This is a genomic window from Telluria sp. ZT3P39, assembly GCF_059685935.1.
Genome location: NZ_JCASIH010000005.1, coordinates 124,212 through 142,397, shown reverse-complemented (window position 1 = coordinate 142,397; position 18,186 = coordinate 124,212). Strand labels below are relative to the sequence as shown.

General features: G+C 65.5%; 14 protein-coding genes. 9 read left to right on the top strand and 5 right to left on the bottom strand.

Annotation, left to right across the window (positions count from 1 at the left end):
* Positions 1 to 52 precede the first annotated feature (52 nt).
* From hemE to AC56LR_RS07610, 4 genes are all read left to right on the top strand, one after another.
* Positions 53 to 1,135 (top strand): uroporphyrinogen decarboxylase, encoded by a 1,083-nt coding sequence (gene hemE, locus AC56LR_RS07625; RefSeq protein ID WP_497129202.1) that lies wholly within the window; start codon positions 53 to 55, stop codon positions 1,133 to 1,135.
* A 546-nt stretch (positions 1,136 to 1,681) separates the two neighbouring features.
* A complete protein-coding gene (locus AC56LR_RS07620) occupies positions 1,682 to 3,688 on the top strand; it encodes a primosomal protein N' (RefSeq protein WP_497129200.1) in 2,007 nt (668 codons plus the stop codon).
* Positions 3,689 to 3,778: 90 nt separating this feature from the next.
* A complete protein-coding gene (locus tag AC56LR_RS07615) occupies positions 3,779 to 4,597 on the top strand; it encodes a hypothetical protein (RefSeq protein WP_497129198.1) in 819 nt (272 codons plus the stop codon).
* Between the two features lie 58 nt (positions 4,598 to 4,655).
* Complete coding sequence (locus tag AC56LR_RS07610) at positions 4,656 to 4,850, top strand: hypothetical protein (RefSeq protein ID WP_497129196.1); 195 nt, start codon at positions 4,656 to 4,658, stop codon at positions 4,848 to 4,850.
* 24 nt (positions 4,851 to 4,874) lie between these two features.
* On the opposite strand, the gene senA is transcribed toward AC56LR_RS07610, so the two are convergent.
* Entirely contained in the window at positions 4,875 to 6,077 is a 1,203-nt protein-coding gene (senA, locus tag AC56LR_RS07605) for a selenoneine synthase SenA (RefSeq protein ID WP_497129194.1), read from the bottom strand.
* Positions 6,078 to 6,191: 114 nt separating this feature from the next.
* On the opposite strand from senA, the gene AC56LR_RS07600 reads away from it, so the two are divergent.
* A complete protein-coding gene (locus tag AC56LR_RS07600) occupies positions 6,192 to 7,631 on the top strand; it encodes a dihydrolipoyl dehydrogenase (RefSeq protein ID WP_497129192.1) in 1,440 nt (479 codons plus the stop codon).
* Between the two features lie 129 nt (positions 7,632 to 7,760).
* Here the strand turns inward: AC56LR_RS07600 and AC56LR_RS07595 are convergent, their stop codons facing one another.
* The 3 genes from AC56LR_RS07595 to modA form a co-directional block, all read right to left on the bottom strand.
* The gene (locus tag AC56LR_RS07595; protein WP_497129190.1) at positions 7,761 to 8,246 is read right to left on the bottom strand and encodes an SRPBCC family protein; all 486 of its coding nucleotides are present in this window, start codon (positions 8,244 to 8,246) and stop codon (positions 7,761 to 7,763) included.
* 102 nt (positions 8,247 to 8,348) lie between these two features.
* On the bottom strand, positions 8,349 to 9,047 hold the full coding sequence (modB, locus tag AC56LR_RS07590) for a molybdate ABC transporter permease subunit (protein WP_497129188.1): 699 nt from the start codon (positions 9,045 to 9,047) through the stop codon (positions 8,349 to 8,351).
* A gap of 1 nt (position 9,048) precedes the next feature.
* Positions 9,049 to 9,816: a molybdate ABC transporter substrate-binding protein gene (modA, locus tag AC56LR_RS07585; RefSeq protein WP_497129186.1), complete on the bottom strand. Its 768-nt coding sequence runs from the start codon at positions 9,814 to 9,816 to the stop codon at positions 9,049 to 9,051.
* A gap of 66 nt (positions 9,817 to 9,882) precedes the next feature.
* Between modA and AC56LR_RS07580 the strand changes: the two genes are divergently transcribed.
* From AC56LR_RS07580 to AC56LR_RS07570, 3 genes are all read left to right on the top strand, one after another.
* Entirely contained in the window at positions 9,883 to 11,943 is a 2,061-nt protein-coding gene (locus AC56LR_RS07580; RefSeq protein WP_497129184.1) for a UvrD-helicase domain-containing protein, read from the top strand.
* A 254-nt stretch (positions 11,944 to 12,197) separates the two neighbouring features.
* Positions 12,198 to 14,249, top strand: a complete 2,052-nt coding sequence (locus AC56LR_RS07575) for a DUF4214 domain-containing protein (RefSeq protein ID WP_497129182.1) — start codon at positions 12,198 to 12,200, stop codon at positions 14,247 to 14,249.
* A gap of 40 nt (positions 14,250 to 14,289) precedes the next feature.
* The gene (locus AC56LR_RS07570; RefSeq protein ID WP_497129180.1) at positions 14,290 to 14,493 is read left to right on the top strand and encodes a SlyX family protein; all 204 of its coding nucleotides are present in this window, start codon (positions 14,290 to 14,292) and stop codon (positions 14,491 to 14,493) included.
* Here the strand turns inward: AC56LR_RS07570 and AC56LR_RS07565 are convergent.
* The gene (locus tag AC56LR_RS07565; protein WP_497129178.1) at positions 14,487 to 15,839 is read right to left on the bottom strand and encodes an FAD-dependent oxidoreductase; all 1,353 of its coding nucleotides are present in this window, start codon (positions 15,837 to 15,839) and stop codon (positions 14,487 to 14,489) included. The two genes, AC56LR_RS07570 and AC56LR_RS07565, sit on opposite strands and share 7 nt — an antisense overlap.
* Positions 15,840 to 16,047: 208 nt before the next feature.
* Between AC56LR_RS07565 and AC56LR_RS07560 the strand changes: the two genes are divergently transcribed.
* Positions 16,048 to 18,177: a M3 family metallopeptidase gene (locus tag AC56LR_RS07560; RefSeq protein WP_497129176.1), complete on the top strand. Its 2,130-nt coding sequence runs from the start codon at positions 16,048 to 16,050 to the stop codon at positions 18,175 to 18,177.
* The last annotated feature ends 9 nt before the right edge of the window (positions 18,178 to 18,186 follow it).

The following is an 18,186-nucleotide window of genomic DNA, read 5'->3' as shown; positions in this document are numbered from 1 at the left end:
CAGCCCGGGAATGCGATAATAGGCGTTTTCCTTCCGTCTTCTATTGTCAGCCATGCCACAATTTGCCCCGCTCCAGAACGACACCTTCCTGCGTGCGCTGCTGCGCCAGCCGACCGACTACACCCCGGTATGGCTGATGCGCCAGGCGGGCCGCTACCTGCCGGAATACCGCGCCACGCGCGAACGCGCCGGCTCGTTCCTGGGCCTGGCGAAGAATCCGGACTATGCCACCGAAGTCACCCTGCAGCCGCTCGACCGCTTCCCGCTGGACGCCTCGATCCTGTTCTCGGACATCCTGACCGTGCCGGACGCGATGGGCCTGGGCCTGTACTTCGCCGACGGCGAAGGCCCGAAGTTCGAGCGTCCGCTGCGCAGCGAAGAGGCCGTGCGCGCCCTGGCAGTGCCGGACATGGCGTCGCTCGACTATGTCTTCAAGGCGGTGACCCAGATCCGTACCGCGATCAACGGCCGCGTGCCGCTGATCGGCTTCTCGGGCAGCCCGTGGACCCTGGCCTGCTACATGGTCGAAGGCGCCGGTTCGCGTGAATTCCACACCGTCAAGAAGATGATGTACACGCGGCCCGACCTGATGCACCACATCCTGGAGACCAATGCGCGCGCCGTGGCCCAGTACCTGAACGCCCAGATCGATGCCGGCGCCCAGGCGGTGATGATCTTCGATTCCTGGGGCGGCGCGCTGGCCGATGGCGCTTACCAGGAGTTCTCGCTGAACTACATGCGCCAGATCCTGGCCCAGCTCCAACGCGAGAAAGACGGCGTACGCATCCCGGCGATCGTGTTCACCAAGGGCGGCGGCCTGTGGCTGGACGAGATGGCCGGCATCGGCGCCGACGCGCTGGGCCTGGACTGGACCGTGAACCTGGGCCGGGCCAGGGCGCTGGTGGGCGATCGCGTCGCCCTGCAGGGCAACCTCGACCCGGCCATCCTGTTCGCGGCGCCGGAGCAGATCCGCGCCGAAGTCGAGCGCAGCCTGAGCGCCTACGGCGCCCCGTCGGCAGGCCAGGGCCATGTCTTCAACCTCGGCCACGGTATTTCGCAGTTCACGCCGCCGGAGTCGGTAACGGCGATGGTGGAAGCCGTCCACAGCTTCAGCCGCAAGCAGCGCGCGGCCTGAGAATCGTTCCCGCTGCGGCACGCCGTTGCCGCAGCAAAATCACACTTGTTCACAAGTTCGTAAAACACCATATTTATTCCTGTGGACATCTTTGCGAAAAAAACAAAATCGCAAGTGGATGATTCGTAAGCACTTTTTACTTAAAGAACTGTGGATTTACACAGTAGCGCAGCACCTCCTTCAGTGAAATTTCCCGGCTTACCCTGCCTTGTTCACAAAGTTATCAACAGGCGCGCATGAGTTTGGTGAAAACCCTTTCGTTTACGGGGACTTAGCTCAACTCTTCAAGTAAGGTATGAAGAGTGTGGTGCGGCGCAGCGAGTTTTCCCACACCATCTGTGCAGTTATGCACAGCAAGGGAATTCCAGATCGACTTGTTAACAGGGATAACTCGTGTTTTTCAAGGCATTGAATTCATTGAAGTTTTTTGTATTTCTCAGGTGAATTCCGGGGTTTGGGTTGATCTAACGTAAACCTCCAGCGGGGTCAAGTAGCGCACTATTCACAAAGTTTTCCACAGCTTGGTGGGATAAGAGAAGGTTGGTTTTGACACACTGTTTCCTTGAAGTCGCGCTCGATACGCCGCTCAACAGCTGTTTCGACTACCGCTGGCCTTGCCAGCCGGGCGAAGAGCCGCTGGTGGGCCAGTTGGTGCTGGTGCCCTTCGCGCGGCGTGAGGTGGTCGGCCTGGTGGTGGCGGTCAAGGCGCACAGCGAAGTCCCCCCAGGCAAGCTCAAGGATGCCCTGGCCGTGCGCAGCCAGTTGCCGCCGCTGTCGGCGCGCTGGCTGGCGCTGGCCCGTTTCGCGGCCGACTACTACCAGCGCCCGCTGGGCGAGGTGGCGCTGCCCGGGCTGCCGAAGAACCTGCGCGTCCCCAAGACCGTGGCGCTCGACCGTGCGCTGAAAAAACTGGCCAAGGACGCTACGCCGCACGACCCCACGCCGTCCGGCATGCCGGTCTTGAACCCGGAGCAGCAGACGGCGGCCGACGCCATCGGCGGGGCGCAAGGCTTCACCCCGATCCTGCTGTATGGCGTGACGGGCAGCGGCAAGACCGAGGTCTACCTGCAGGCCTGCGCCCAGGTGCTGGCGCGCGACGGGCAAGCCCAGATCCTGATCCTGGTCCCCGAGATCAACCTGACCCCGCAGCTGGAAGGCAATATCCGGGCGCGCTTCCCCGGCGTGATGCTGGCGACCCTGCACAGCAGCCTGTCCGAGGGCGAGCGCACGCTGCACTGGATGGCCGCGCACGCCGGCAAGGCGCGCATCGTGCTCGGCACCCGCCTGGCGATCCTGTCCTCGCTGCCGCATCTGAAACTGATCGTCATCGACGAGGAGCACGACCCCTCGTACAAGCAGCAGGAAGGCCTGCGCTATTCGGCGCGCGACCTGGCGGTGTGGCGGGCGCACCAGCTGGCGATCCCGATCGTGCTGGGATCGGCCACGCCCTCGCTGGAGAGCTGGCACCACGCCGCTACCCGGCGCTACCGCAAGCTCGAGCTGCGCGAGCGCGCCGTGCGCGACGCCGTGCTGCCGACCGTGAAGCTGGTCGACCTCGAGCGCGACCGTCCGAAGGACGGCTTGAGCGGCGCGCTGCTGGCGGCCCTGCGCCAGCGCCTGGACCGCGGCGAACAGTCGCTGCTGTTCCTGAACCGGCGCGGCTATGCCCCGGTGATCACCTGCGAGGCCTGCGGCTGGATCAGCAACTGCACCCGCTGCACCTCGTTCATGGTGCTGCACAAGCCCGAACACCGGCTGCGCTGCCACCATTGCAGCCTGGAGCTGCGCATCCCGCGCCACTGCCCGACCTGCGGCAACGTCGACCTGCAGCCGCTCGGGCGCGGCACCCAGCGCGTGGAGGAAGGCCTGCAGGCGATGTTCCCCGACGCGCGCATCCTGCGCATCGACGCCGATTCCACGCGCCTCAAGGGCAGCGCCCAGGCGGCCTTCGACACCGTGCACCGCGGCGAAGTGGATATTTTGATCGGCACGCAGATGGTCGCCAAGGGCCACGATTTCAAGAAGCTCACCCTGGTGGGCATCCTGAACCCGGACACCGCGCTGTTCTCGCAGGATTACCGCGCCAGTGAGCGCCTGTTCGCCCAGCTGATGCAGGTGGCGGGCCGCGCCGGGCGCGCCGGGGCGGCGTCCGAGGTGCTGGTGCAGACGCGCTACGCCAGCCACCCGCTGTATGGCGCCGTGGTGCGCCACGACTACGACCGCTTCGCCGGCAGCCTGCTCGAAGAACGCCGCCAGGCCGGGCTGCCGCCCTACATGTACCAGGCGCTGCTGCGCGCCGAGGCGCCGGAACTGGCCACCGCAATCGCCTTCCTGGAAGCGGCGCGCGACTGCTATCCGCTGGAAGGCATCATGATCAACGACCCGATCCCGATGACGATGACGCGCGTACACAATGTCGACCGCGCCCAGCTGCTGGTGGAATCGAACTCGCGCCCCGCGCTGCAGGCCTTCCTGCGCGAGTGGATCGAGATCCTGCGCGCCATGAAGTCGCGCGTGCGCTGGTCGCTGGAAGTCGATCCGCTCGATATCTGATAACCGCGCAAGTGTGGCGATCGGTGAGAATTCACGCCTCCCGGCTCTGCTAGAGTACTGACCTCGATCATGACGATATAAAGGCCCGCCGTGCGCGCAACCCTCGCTACCCTGCTGCTGGCCATGGGCACAGCGGCGCCCACGGCGTCGGCCGGCTCCTACGGCGGCATCATGGCCGTCGACGCGGTACGCGCCAGCATCGCCGCGCGCGACTGCCAGACCGCCGTCAAGCGCCTGAAAAGCGGCCTGGAAAACGCGTACCCCGAAATGTCGCTCTTGGCCGGCTCGATGTACGAGAACGGCATCTGCGTCAAACGCGACTGGCCGCGCGCCGTGACGTTCTACGCGCAGGCGCATGCCGCCGGCGAAGCCGACGGCGCTGCGCGCCTGGCCGCCGGCTATGCCGATCCGGCCAATGGGCCGGACGTGGCGGCCGCGCTGTGGTGGGCCGGGAAGACGCCCGGCTTCCGGCAACCCTGGTGCGCCGTGTCCAAGGAGGCCGCGGCCGACCCTGAGCGCTTTGTCGCGGAACTGGGCGCCTGGCCCAAGGATCGGCTGGCCTTCTGCAATTATGTGGCCGGCGTACTCTCCACCCTGGCGGCCGAAGTGAAGTACCCGGAGCTGGCTTACCGCCATAGCGTCGGCGGCGACGTGACGCTGCGCTTCCTGGTCGGGGTGCCGCGCATCGAGCTGCAGCGCGGCGAATCGCGCGAATATGAGCTGCTGGGCTGGGTCAGCGCCGACACCCTGCGCGGCCGCAAGACGCGCCGAATGGGCGACGGCTTCGTGGATGCGTTGAGCAGCGCGGCCAACCGCGCGCTGGCGCGTTATCCACATCCTGCCGGGATTCCAGCCGATGCGCTGATTCCGGTGAAGTTCAGTTTCGAGATCAACCATGTGACGCGCTGATTGCCATGGAAGTCACCAAACCCGGGCCTCGGTCTGGAATGAAGGAGAGAGCATAAAGATGAAAGCCAGATTTGCTGCCTATTTCGCTGCGTCGAACCGGACGTTCGCCTATTCTTTTCCATCCACCGTGGTGCTTGCCGCCGCCTTGTACTACCTGTCGGCCTCCTGGCTCTGGCTGTTGCCGGCGGTCACTGCCGTCATCGAAGCAATGGCAAAAGCGTTTGAAATCTGGAATCGGAAACAGCAGCCTTGATCGGCTGGATGTGAGCCGCTGCACCTACAAAGCGCAGGTACGAAACCCGGCGAAGATGTCATCCCGTTCGGGCGTAAAAAAGTTACGGAAATGCGGAGAGCGCAGCCGCATCGGTGTCGCGAACGAGGCCCCGCGCAAGACCTGTCGGCTGCCGAAAGACGGCGCCGAGTACTCCAGGTAGCGGTCCGGGGCGAAGCCCGCGTAAGGAAGGAAGCTTGACGCCGTCCATTCCCACAACTGCCCCCACCGAAAGCCGGGCTGGCCGGAACCGGCTGCACATTCCCATTCCTCTTCGGTCGGCAGGCGCCGTCCGGCCCAGCTGCAATAGGCCTGCGCCTCGTACAGGCTCACGTGCCGCACCGGATCGAGTGGGTCCAGCGCTGCCGGGCTGCCGAAATGAACCGTGCTCCACTCGCCGCCCGGCGCCTCCCGCTGCCAGTAGCGCGGCGCCAGGCGCTGCCCTTGCGCCAGCCATGCGCGCCCGGCCTCGCTCCAGTAGGCGGGCCGCTGGTAGCCGCCATCGCGCATGAAGGCCAGGTAGGCGCTATTGGACACCAGGCCGGCGTCGATCGCGAACGGGGCGACGCGGCATGGCGCTGCCTGCTTTTCGTTGTCGAACACAAAGCCGCGTGACTGGTCGCCGCCGAGCAGGAAGTCGCCGGCGCAGGCAATCTCGGCGCACGCCGTCGTCGCCCCTGGATGCGCGGCCATGGCGGAAGCAGGCGCCGCCGCGCCCAGGGTCTGCAGGGTGTACAGCAGGGCTTCCCCATGCATGTCCTCATGCGCCAGCACCAGGCGATACGGATAGAGCGCCGCGTCGTCCGCGGGCGTGCGCGCCAGCCGGTCGCGGACCTGGTCCAGCACGGCGCGGCAGTAGCCCTTGATCGCTTCAGGGCCGGGCAGGTCGAGCGACCAGCGGGTGCCATGGGCCACGGTATTGGAATCGAACCACTCGTCGCCGCGCGCCAGCAGCGAAGGCCCGGCCGCGTCGCCGGACGCGCTGCTGCGCGCTGCGCGCAGGACGAACCATTCCGCGAACCAGGCGATATGGCCCAGCTCCCACAGCGGCGGGTTCAGGATGGGCAGGCGCGGCACCTGTGCCGCCCGGTCGTGGCCGGCAGCGGCAAGCGCCTCGAACAGGGCCAATGTGTGCTGCCGCGCGTCCTGCAATGCGGCGTCCAGCTCGCGCGGGCCCATGTGGCGGAAGGATGCGTCGTGTTCTGTCATGCCCTGATTGTACGGCGATCCTTTTTCGGCGCACAGCGCGTTGCGTGCAGGCGCTTCCCAGCCATCCGGGCGAAAATCGCGTATCGTTTGGACATCGATTCGCAGGAGAGAAGAATGAACAAGCTAAACGTCGACGTCGCCATCATCGGCACCGGCACCGCCGGCATGACGGCTTATCGGGCCGCCAGGGCGCAGGGCGCGCGCGCCGTGGTGATCGAAGGCGGCCAGTACGGCACCACCTGCGCACGCGTGGGCTGCATGCCCAGCAAGCTGCTCATCGCGGCCGCCGAGTCGGCCCATGCGATGCAGCATTCCGCGCCCTTCGGCGTGCATGCGGGCGAGGTCCGTATCGACGGGCCGGCCGTGATGGAGCGGGTGCGGCGCGAGCGCGACCGTTTCGTGGGCTTCGTGCTCGAAGGTGTGGACTCCTTCCCGATTGAGGACAAGCTGCGCGGCCACGCGCGCTTCACCGGCCCGCATACGCTGGTCGTGGACGACCATACCGAGATCCAGGCTGCGCGCGTCGTGATCGCCACCGGTTCGACGCCGCTGCGCCTGCCCCAGCTGGAAAACGTCGGCCCCGGCATCGTCACCAGCGACGACGTGTTTTACTGGGATGACCTGCCCAAGTCGGTGGCCGTGATCGGCACCGGCGTGATCGGGCTGGAACTGGGCCAGGCACTTGGCCGGCTGGGCGTGCGCGTCAAGTTCTATGCGCGCGGCGGCAGCATCGCCCACATCACCGACCCCGAAGTGCTGCGCGAGGCCGGCCGCGTGCTGAACGAAGAACTCGACATCCAGTTCCAGTCGAAGGTGGTGCGCGCCGTGCAGGATGGCGACGAGGTGGCGCTGACCGTGAGCGACGCCCTCGGCAAGGAAAACACCGAGCGCTTCCAGTTCGTGCTGATGGCGGCCGGGCGCACGCCGAACGTGCACGGGATCGGCCTGGAAGAAACCGGCATCGAGCGCGGCCCGGATGGTATTCCTCTTTTTGACGCCCGCACGATGCAGTGCGGGAGCAGCCATATCTTCATCGCGGGCGACGCCAACAACGAGCGCCCGCTGCTGCACGATGCGGCCGACCACGGCAAGATCGCCGGCGACAATGCGGGCCGCTACCCGGACGTGCGTCCCGGCCTGCGCCGCACGCCGATCGCCGTGGCCTTCACCGAACCGAATATCGCCACGCTCGGCGCCAATTACCGCAGCCTGTGCGAGGGCGGCAAGCGCAAGTTCGCGGTCGGCTCGGTATCGTTTGCGAACCAGGGCCGCAGCCGGGTGATGTTGCAGAACAAGGGGATGCTGCGGGTGTATGCCGAATACGGCTCGCGCCGTTTCCTGGGCGCGGAGATGATCGCGCCGCGCGCCGAACACCTGGCGCACACGCTGTCGTGGGCGGTCCAGATGCGCATGACGGTGGACCAGATGCTCGAGATGCCGTTTTATCACCCGGTGATCGAGGAGGGCGTGCGCACGGCGCTGCGCGACCTGGCGCATTGCCTGACCAAGGGCGAGAGCGAGATCGATGCGGCCGATAGCGAGCCAGGTACTTGAGCAGACGCGCATCGTAGGGTGGGCAAGTTTCTTGCCCACGCGTTCAATCCTCGGTAATGCTGCCTGCGCGGCTATTCCATTGCTGGCTGAACGCGCGGGCAGGAGGACCTGCCCACCCTACGGGCTAACTCAATTCAGGTAACTGGCATCGAGCTTGCCTTCGCTGGCCAGCTGGCGCAGGATCCGCACCGTATCGATATCCGCTTCCTGGTAGGCCGAGCGCTTGAAATCGTCGTACATCTTGTTGGCTTCGTCGGTGTGCTCGCCCTGGCCGTCGTCGTAGGTGAAGCGCACCAGCAGCATGGCATTGGTCGGGGTCTCGATCGTCATCTTCAGGCTCGATGCCGCGATCTCGCCCTGGGCCGGCACCTCGAAGCGCACTTCCTGCAGGGGTGTCATGTGCACGACGTCGTCGATCACCAGGTCGCCGTAGCGCAGGCGGCGCGCGAAGCTGCCGCTGGCGCGCTCGCCGATCTGGCAGTCGTCCAGGTGTGGCACGAACAGCTTGGGCGACTCGGCGCGCAGCACCAGGCCGCGCCAGAGCTGCTCGACGGTGAGGGTGTCGACCAGCGGGTTGAGCGGATCGTTGATCTGGATGAGATGTTCAAATTTCATGGTGCGGGTGTCCAAAGAAGCGCCGGCGCTCGCGCGCCGCAAGGGCGAGATGGTACCCGATTGCAGGCCCGGGCGTCGCGCCGGTGCCGGTTATTGTCGGGTTCAGTTACCCAGCAGCGAAGCATGCTGCTTGCGCTGGAAGAAGGCGATCGCGGCCAGGATCACGAACGAGATCACCAGCAGTACCAGCGCATACGCATGCGCCGCCTCGTAGTTGAGCTTTTGCGCCTCGTCGTAGAGCGCGATCGAAGCGACCCGGGTCTGGCCCGGGATGTTCCCGCCTAACATCAGCACCACGCCGAACTCGCCCATCGTGTGGGCGAAGCTGAGCGACAGGCCGGTATAGATGCCGTTGCGCGACAGCGGCAGTACCACCGAGAAGAAGGCCTGGCGGCGCGTGAGGCCCAGCGCCAGCGCCGACTGCACCAGGTCGCGGCTGACGTTCCTGAAGGCCGACTGGATCGGCTGCACCGCGAAGGGCAGGCTGTAGATGACCGAGCCGGCCACCAGGCCCGCGAACGAGAAGGGCAGCGGATGGCCGAACACCGACAGCCAGGCCGCACCAAACGGCTGCTGCGGCGCCATCAGCATCAGGAGGTAAAAGCCGATCACGGTCGGCGGCAGCACGATCGGCAGGCTGACCAGGGTTTCGATGAACAGGACGCCGCGCATCCGGCTGGTGTTGAGCCAGTTGGCGAGCGGGATGGCGATCGCCAGCAGCACCAGCGAGGTCACCAGCGACAGGCGCAGCGTCAACGCGAGCGCGGACCACAGCTCGGGGGCGAAGGCGACGCTCCCCAAGTCAATCATCCATGGCGGGTGGCAGGCCGAAGCCGTGGCGCTCGAGGATGGCGCGCGCTTTCGGTGTGCCGAGGAAGCGCACGAAACGCGCCGCCAGCGGGGATGTGGCGCCGGCCGCGGTGACGATGGCGCCCTGCTCGATCGGCGCGACGCCCGCATCGCTGATCAGGTGGTAGCGGCCCACACCGGCCATCTTCGGGGAACGCACGGTGGCCAGCGACACGATGCCCAGTTGCGCGTTGCCGGTCTGGACGAACTGCGCCGCCTGCGCGATGTTCTCGCCGATCACGAGGCGCGGCTGGACGGCTTCCCACAGTTTGTCGCGCACCAGCACGGCTTTGGCGGCGCGGCCATAGGGCGCCGTATCCGGGTTGCCGATGGCAATGCGCTTCACGCGCGCATCGCGCAGCAGGGGCAAGCCCTGGTTCACGTCGAAACGGCTGTCCGTGGTCCACAGCACGATCCGGCCGATCGCATACGGGCGCAGGGTGGCGCCGTCGGCCGCCCCGGCTTTGGCCAGCTGGGTGGGATACGTCATGTCCGCCGACAGGAAGACGTGGAAGGGCGCGCCATGGCGGATCTGGGCGAAGAAGTTGCCGGAAGCACCAGTCGAGATCTTGATCTCGGCTTCCGGGGCCTCCTTGCGGAAGGCCGCCGCCAGCTCGTCGATGCAATACGCCAGGTCGCTGGCCGCCGCCACCAGCAGCGGCGCGGCCGTGGCCGGCAGCGCGAGCAGTGTTGCAAACAGGATGACCAGCAATTTTTTCATGAAGCCATTTTAGCGCGGCGGCCAACTCATCGTTACAATACCCGGCCATCCTGCAGAAACTTTCCCATGTCCAACGCACCAAAATTCGGCCTCAACGGGCCGCAAAGCGAAGCCGTGCTTTATCTGGACGGCCCGTGCCTGGTGCTGGCGGGCGCCGGTTCGGGAAAAACCCGCGTCATTACGCAGAAAATCGCGTACATGATCGAAGACCGCGGCTATGACCCGCGCACGATTGCCGCCCTGACCTTTACCAACAAGGCGGCGCTCGAGATGCAGGAGCGCATCGCCAAGCTGCTCAAGCAGCCGAAACAGGCCAAGCAGCTCACCGTGTCCACCTTCCACTCGCTGGGCGTCAAGATCCTGCGCCAGGAGGCGGCCGGCGTCGGCCTGAAGGACAAGTTCTCGATCATGGACAGCGACGACTGCTACACCATCGTCTCCGACCTGGCGCTGACCACCGACAAGCAGGAAATCCGCCGCATCCAGAATGAGATCTCGCTCTGGAAGAACGGCCTGGTCGACCCGGAAGATGCGATCCGCGAGGCAAGGGACGAGGACGAAGCCATGTCGGCGCGCGTCTACCGCAGCTACCTGGCAACCCTGCAGGCCTACCAGGCGGTGGACTTCGACGACCTGATCCGCCTGCCGGTAGAGCTGTTCCGCAACAACGAATCGATCCGCGACCGCTGGCAGCGCCGCCTGCGCTACCTGTTGATGGACGAATACCAGGACACCAACACCTGCCAGTACGAGCTCGTGAAACTGCTGGTGACGGGCATCGGCAAGAAGCCGATGTTCACGGCCGTGGGCGACGACGACCAGGCGATCTACGCCTGGCGCGGCGCGTCGGTGGAAAACCTGAAGACCCTGCAGACCGATTTCCCCGACCTGCGCGTCATCAAACTGGAGCAGAACTACCGCTCCACCACCCGCATCCTGCAGGCGGCCAATGCGGTCATCGGCAACAACCCGAAGCTGTTCGAGAAGTCGCTCTGGTCCGAGCACGGCCTGGGCGAGCCGATCGAGGTGCTGGGCATGCAGAGCGACGAGCAGGAAGCCGAGCAGGTGGCGATCATGATCTCGGCCGACCACTTCCAGCGCAAGAACCAGTGGGCCGACTATGCGATTTTGTACCGCGGCAACCACCAGGCCCGCGTGATCGAGCAGTCGCTGCGCAAGGAGCGCATCCCCTACACCATGTCCGGCGGCCAGAGCTTTTTTGACAAGGCCGAGATCAAGGACGTGATCGCCTACCTGCGCCTGATCGCCAACCAGAACGACGACCCGGCCTTCATCCGCGCCGTGACCACCCCCAAGCGCGGGGTCGGCATGGCCACGCTCGAGGTGCTGGGCGAGTTCTCGAAGCAGTGGAACTGCTCGCTGTTCGAGGCGGCGCAAAAAGGCGGCCTGGAGGCCAAGCTGGCCGAGCGCCAGTTGCAACCGCTGCGCGGGTTCTGCTATTTCATGAACGGCCTGGAAGACCGCGCCACGCGGCCGGGCCCGTCGGGCAGCGGCGACAACGCCGCCGAGGTGCTCGACGACATGATGAAAGAGATCAATTACGAGCACTACTTATATGAGAACTTCGACGACCGCGCGGCCCAGGCCAAATGGCAGAACGTGCTCGAGTTCACCAACTGGCTGAAGGAACGCGGCCGGGGCGGGCGCGACCGCGACGGCGAAGAGAAGAACCTGCTCGAGCTGACCCAAATGGTGGCGCTGATGTCGATGCTCGAAGGCCAGGACGAGGAACAGGATGCGGTGCGCATGTCGACCCTGCACGCCTCGAAAGGCCTGGAATACCCGCACGTCTTCCTGGTGGGCGTGGAAGAGGGCATCCTGCCGCACAAGGGCGACCCGGACGCGCCGGTGGAAATCATCGCCGCGCGCATCCAGGAAGAGCGGCGCCTGATGTACGTGGGCATCACCCGCGCCCAGCGCACCCTGCGTCTGACCTGGTGCAAGAAACGCAAGCGCGCCGGCGAGCTGGTGCACTGTGAGCCTTCGCGCTTCATCAAGGAGATGGCCCTGGATGTCGGCGATGCTCCGCCGAAGGAAACCGAAGTCATCACGCCGAAGGAACGGCTGGCCAGCCTGAAAGCACTGCTGGCGACGCCTAAATTGTAAGCATGTGTTACGACAGCTCCCATTACGTTGCGTAGAAGCCTTGAACCCTTGGCAAGACTCGCGCACGATTGAATTCTCATTTGACTTCTCTTATCCTGGAAGAAATACTTCTAGGACGAGGAAACTCAGCAGAAACTTACTCGATAGTTTACAAAGGCTTTGGTATGGCAACGGTAGCGGATCTGACGAATGTGCCCCTCTCCGGGCAGCGATACATCGACGCGTTGCTCGATACGGGGCCGCATTGGAATTACATGACCGGCCTGCCGGCGAACACCCTGTATTACACCTTCTCGATTGCTTCCGGTAACGAACCCGGACGCACCGGGCAGGAAGCCTTTACGCTGGCGCAGCAGAACAGCGTGCGCATCGCGATCGCCGACCTGCGCGCGATCACCGGCATCAATTTCGTCGAAACAGCCGATGGTGATGCCGCGCAGATTCACCTGAGCAATGTCAACATCGAGGCCAGCAACACCGTCGGCCTGTGCAGCTGGAGGGGCGGCTATAACTACAATCCGTCGACCAACGAAGTCACCAAATACGATGCGGACGCCTGGGTCTATCTCGACAACGCCGAGTGGCGCGCGCGCAACCGCGACCTGACGCCGGGCTCGGAAGGCTACGAGACCCTGCTGCACGAACTGGGCCATGCGCTGGGCCTGAAGCATCCCTTCGAAGGCGACATCGTCCTGCCGGCTGCGCTGGACAATGCAGGCAATACCATCATGACGTACACCAACCACGCGATCATCCACGCCGATTTCAGCCAGTACGATGTGGCTGCGCTGAACTGGATCTACGGCGGCGATGGACTGGGCGGCGCGCTTGGCTTCAACGCGCTGACCGACGCGGTCTATCTCACCGGTACCAGCAGCTCTGAAACGCTGACAGGTACCGATTTCAATGACACCCTGCAGGGCAATGGAGGAAATGACGTGATCAATGGCGGCAACGGCAACGATACGGCGGTCTATATGGGCGCACGTAATAACTACAGCATCACCGGCAACCTCGATGGCAGCCTCACGGTCGCCAGCGCGGCGGAAGGCATCGACACCCTGCTGTCGATCGAGCAACTGCGCTTTGCGGACATGACCGTCCAGCGCGCGGCAGTGGTCGATGCGACCGCGCCGGCGGCGCCGACCTTCGCCGTGACCAAGAACGCCAACGGCTACACCACCGGCAACACCCCGCTCATCACCGGCGTCGCAGAAGCCGGTTCCACCGTGAAGATCTATCTCGGCGGGACCGTGATCGCCACCACCACGGCCGGCAGCAACGGCGTGTTCCGGGTGGTCGGCAACGCACTGGCGGACGGCACGAATTACCAGGTCTACGCCACTGCCACCGATACCTCGGGCAATACCTCGAGCTTCAGCCCGCTCGATACCTTCAATGTCGACAGCAAGGCCCCGACCGCGCCGACCAATACCTTCTCGCTGGACCAGGGCGGCAACAAGCCCGTGTTCTCGGGCATCGGCGAAGTCGGCACCAGCATCGTGCTGGTACACGTCAACAAGGCCATTGAAATCGGCCGCGCGACCGTGGGCGGCGACGGCAAGTGGACCATCGATTCCACCCCGCTGCCCAACGGCAGCTATGTGGTCAGCGCCGCCTCGGTGGACATCGCCGACAACGCCACCAGCGCCACCACCCGCATGAATTTCACGGTGGCGAGCAGCGCCAACCAGACCGGCACCGGCGGCAACGACAAGTTCAATGTCGGCGGCGGCGACAACGCCATCGACGGTGGCGCCGGCATCGACACCGCCGTCTTCGCGGGCAGCGCCGCCAATTACACCGTGGCACGCGGCATTTGGGGCTATAACGTTACCGCCAAATCCGGGACCGACGGCAAGGACGCGCTCATCAACGTCGAGCGCATCCAGTTCAGCGACGGCTACAAGGCCATCGATATCGACGGCATCGCCGGCCAGGTCTACCGCCTGTACGAAGCCGTCTATGGCCGTCCATCGGACAAGACCGGCATGGGCTACTGGATGGACCGCATGGAACACGGCACCAGCCTGCTGCAGGTGGCCAAGGAGTTCATCACCAACCAGCCGGAATTCGTCCAGCAATACGGCGCGAACCCGACCAACGGCGAGTTCCTCAACAAGCTGTACATGAACATCCTGGATCGCGCACCGGATGCGGCCGGTTACGAATACTGGGTCGGCCGCATCGTCGACAGCAGCCGCGAGCAGATCCTGATGGAATTCAGCGAAGGCTTCGAGAACCAGGCACAGGTGATCGGTACCATCAGCACCGGCATCGACTACACGCCGTGGGGCACGCCATAAGCCAGGCTGGCATAATGCCGGCTTTACGCCGGAGTATGCCGTGAGCCAGGAAGACCGTTTCGTCGACATCGAGATCAAGGTCGCGCACCAGGAAGACCTGGTCGAGACCTTGAACCAGACCATCTACCAGCAAGGCCGCCGCATCGACAAGCTCGAAGCGATGGTGGCCGCGCTGGCGGAGCACGTCCGCAACCTCCAGACCAGCCGCCAGGGGCCGGTCAACGAACGTCCCCCGCATTACTGATCGGGTGACGTAGGGTGGGCGGCTTGTCCGCCCGCGCGTTCAACCGGCGCTCGCTTTATCGCGCCCAGGGCTTCCCCCAGCCGCATCCCCAAACACAGCAGCGTCAAGGTCGGCGGCAACCCCCAGGCCCCCGGTATCACCGACGCATCGCACACATACACCCCCGGCGCCGCGCGCAGGTCGCTGTCGACGCCGGCGCCGATCGGCACGCTGCCGCCCGGATGCGCCGCAAAATGGTGGGTCGCGAACACCTTGCGCGCACCGGCCTGCTGCAAAATCGCTCGCGCCATCACGATGCCTTTCGCCAGCCGTCCCCGGTCGCCCTTTGTCAGCCGCTTGTCCACCCAGCGCGGCCCCACCGCGCCGCCGACCTCGTCGCGGATCTTGACCATGATGCTCAGCGTGCGCCGGTGCGCACCCAGGCGGTCGATGCGGCCGGCCTGCAGCGCGAAGGCCTGGAACATCGGGCGCGGCAGCGTCAGGTCGGCCAGCGTGATGCCGTCGTCATGGAAGCTGGCGCCGGCCGCCATCGGCACTTCGGCCCCGCCGATGCCGTCGCCCAGATCGTCGACGCTGCCCATCACCGCCACCACCGGGTCGCTGAAGAAGGGCGCATGGCGCGGCCCCAGGTTTGACGCGTGCAGCAGGCGCGGGCTGCCGATGCCGCCGCCGGCCAGCACCACCAGCGGCGCCCGGGCGACCTGCACGGCGCCGGCGCGCAGCAGCTCGACACCAAAGGCCCGGCCGTCTTCCATCAGCACGCGCAGCACCCGGCTGCGGTCAAGCAGCACGGCGCCGTGGCCGCAGGCCTGCTCGACGAAGTCGCGCGCGCTCCATTTGGCGCCGTAGGGGCAGCCGTAGACGCAGCGCCAGCAGCCGCTGCGGCAGGCTTCGGGGCGGATCATCTTGTCGAGTTTTTGCCAGTCGAAGCCGGCGCCGCGCGCGGCTTGCATGATGCGCGCCGCCATCGGGCCGACCAGGCTGTCCGGCAGCGGCGCCAGCGGCAGTTCGGCGCGCAGCGCGGCCAGCGCCGGCGCCAGGTCGATGCCGTGGGCCGCGAACACGGCCAGCGGCGGAGCGGCGGCGGTGGCGAAGTTCAGCGCCGAGCTGCCGCCCAGGGCCGTGCCCGACACCAGCAGCGACGCGTCGCGGTGCAGCCAGGCGCCTTTTCCGGGCAGCGCCATGGTGGCCATCTGGCCGAGCGTGCCGGCAAGCGGCGCGGCGCTGCCCTGTTCGAGGATGAGCACGCGCGCACCGGCTCGCGCCAGTTCGCGCGCGGTGCTGGCGCCGCCGGGACCGGTGCCGACGACGATCGCATCAAAGAGTCGTTCGATGAGGGAATCCATGGCCGAAGAAGAGGGTAGGGGGCGATGCTAACACGGACCTGGGGGCTACCCTCCGGACCCGGCCACGGGTGTCAATACGGAGCGTCAATACATGCAACATACATACGCTTTTTGTTGTGACGCCTTGCGACCAAGCCTGCTATGATCTTCGCGCAACGGCTGCCCTGCACGTCCGGCAGCTCCCTCCCAAGAGTCCGTGAAAGATCGCATGAACCGACCAAAACTGCTCATCGTTGCCGCCAGCCTCGCGCTCGCGCATGCAGCGATCGCGGCGCCATCCGCCTCCACGCTCGACGCCTCCAACCCGTTCGCCCAGCCCAGCAGCCTGCCGCTGAACTATCCGGCCTTCGACAAGATCAAGAACGAGCACTTCCTGCCTGCGTACGCGGCCGGCATGGCCGAACACCTGGCGGAAATCGACGCGATCGCGAAGAGTAAATCGGCGCCCACTTTCGAGAACACCATCGTCGCCATGGAACGCTCCGGCGAGATGCTCTCGCGCGTGGCGGCCACCTTCTCGAACCTGCAGACCGCGAACACCAACGACACGCTCGACGCGGTAGACCGCGAAATGTCGCCGAAGCTGGCGGCGCACAACGACACCATCTACCTGAACCCGGCCCTGTTCCAGCGCGTGAAGACCCTGCACGCCAAGCGCGCCACGCTGCGCCTGGACGCCGAATCGAAGCACCTGCTCGAGCGCGTGTACAAGGAATTCGTGCGCGCGGGGGCCAACCTGTCCGCCGCCAACAAAGAGAAGCTGAAAAAATACAACGGCGAGATCGCTTCGCTGCAGTCGGAATTCTCGCAGCGCGTGCTCAAGGAAGCCAATGCATCGGCGCTGGTCGTCGATTCGCGCGCGGAGCTGGCCGGCTTCTCGGACGCCGAGATCAATGCCGCCGCGGCGGAAGCCGACAAGCGCGGCCTGAAGGGCAAGTACGCGATTGCCATCGTCAACACCAGCAGCCAGCCGCCGCTCGCCACGCTCACGAACCGCAGCACGCGCGAACGCCTGATGGCGGCGTCGCTCAACCGCGGCAGCCGCGGCGGCGAGTTCGACACCCGCGAACTGGTGCTGCGTCTGGCCAGGCTGCGCGCCGAACGCGCCGTGCTGCTGGGCTACCCGAACTATGCGGCCTATTCGCAGGAACTGGAAACGGCCAAGAACCCGGCCGCCGTCAACAAGCTGCTGGCCGAACTGTCCAAGCCGGCCGTGAACAACGCGCGCAAGGAAGCGGCCGAGATCCAGAAGGTCATCGACGCCAGCAAGGGCGGCTTCCAGGTGGCCAGCTACGACTGGCCGATCTACCAGGACAAGGTACGCGCCGCGAAGTACAACTTCGACGAGAACCAGCTGCGCCCGTACTTCGAGCTGAACCGCGTGCTGGTCGACGGCGTGTTCTTCGCCGCCACCAAGGAATACGGTATCACCTTCAAGGAACGCAAGGACCTGCCGGTGTACGACCCGGACGTGCGCACCTTCGACGTCATCGATGCCGACGGCAAGCAGCTGGCGATCTTCATCTTCGACCCCTACGCCCGTGGCAACAAGCAGGGCGGCGCATGGATGAACGAATATGTCTCGCAGTCGCACCTGCTCGCTAAGCGCCCGGTGGTGGGCAACCACCTGAACATTCCGAAGCCGCCGAAGGGCGAGCCGACCCTGCTGACCTACGACGAAGTGCGCACCGCCTTCCACGAGTTCGGCCACGCGCTGCACGGCATGTTCTCGAACGTGAAATACCCGCACTTCTCGGGCACCAGCGTGCCGCGCGACTTCGTCGAGTATCCGTCGCAGGTCAACGAGATGTGGGCGGTCTGGCCTGAAGTGCTGGGCAATTATGCCAAGCACCACCAGACCGGCGCCGCCATGCCGAAGGAACTGCTGGACAAGGTGGTCGCTTCGAAGAAGTTCAACCAGGGCTACATGACCACCGAATACCTGGCCGCTTCGCTGATCGACCAGCGCTGGCACCAGCTCACGCCCTCGCAAATCCCGACGGATGTGCTGTCCTTCGAGGCCAAGGCCCTGAAGGATGCGGGCGTGGACTTCGCGCCGGTGCCGCCGCGCTACCGCACCACCTATTTCTCGCACTCGATGGGCGGCGGCTATTCGGCCGGCTACTACGCCTACCTGTGGAGCGAGAAGCTCGACGCCGATACGGTCCAGTGGTTCACCACCAACGGCGGCTTGAGCCGCAAGAACGGCGACCATTTCCGCAAGACCCTGCTGTCGCGCGGCGGCACGGCCGATGCGATGGACCTGTTCCGCAACTTCCGCGGCCGCGATCCAGTCATCGAGCCGTTGCTGGAACGCCGCGGCCTCACCGGTAACTGATCCTCCCTC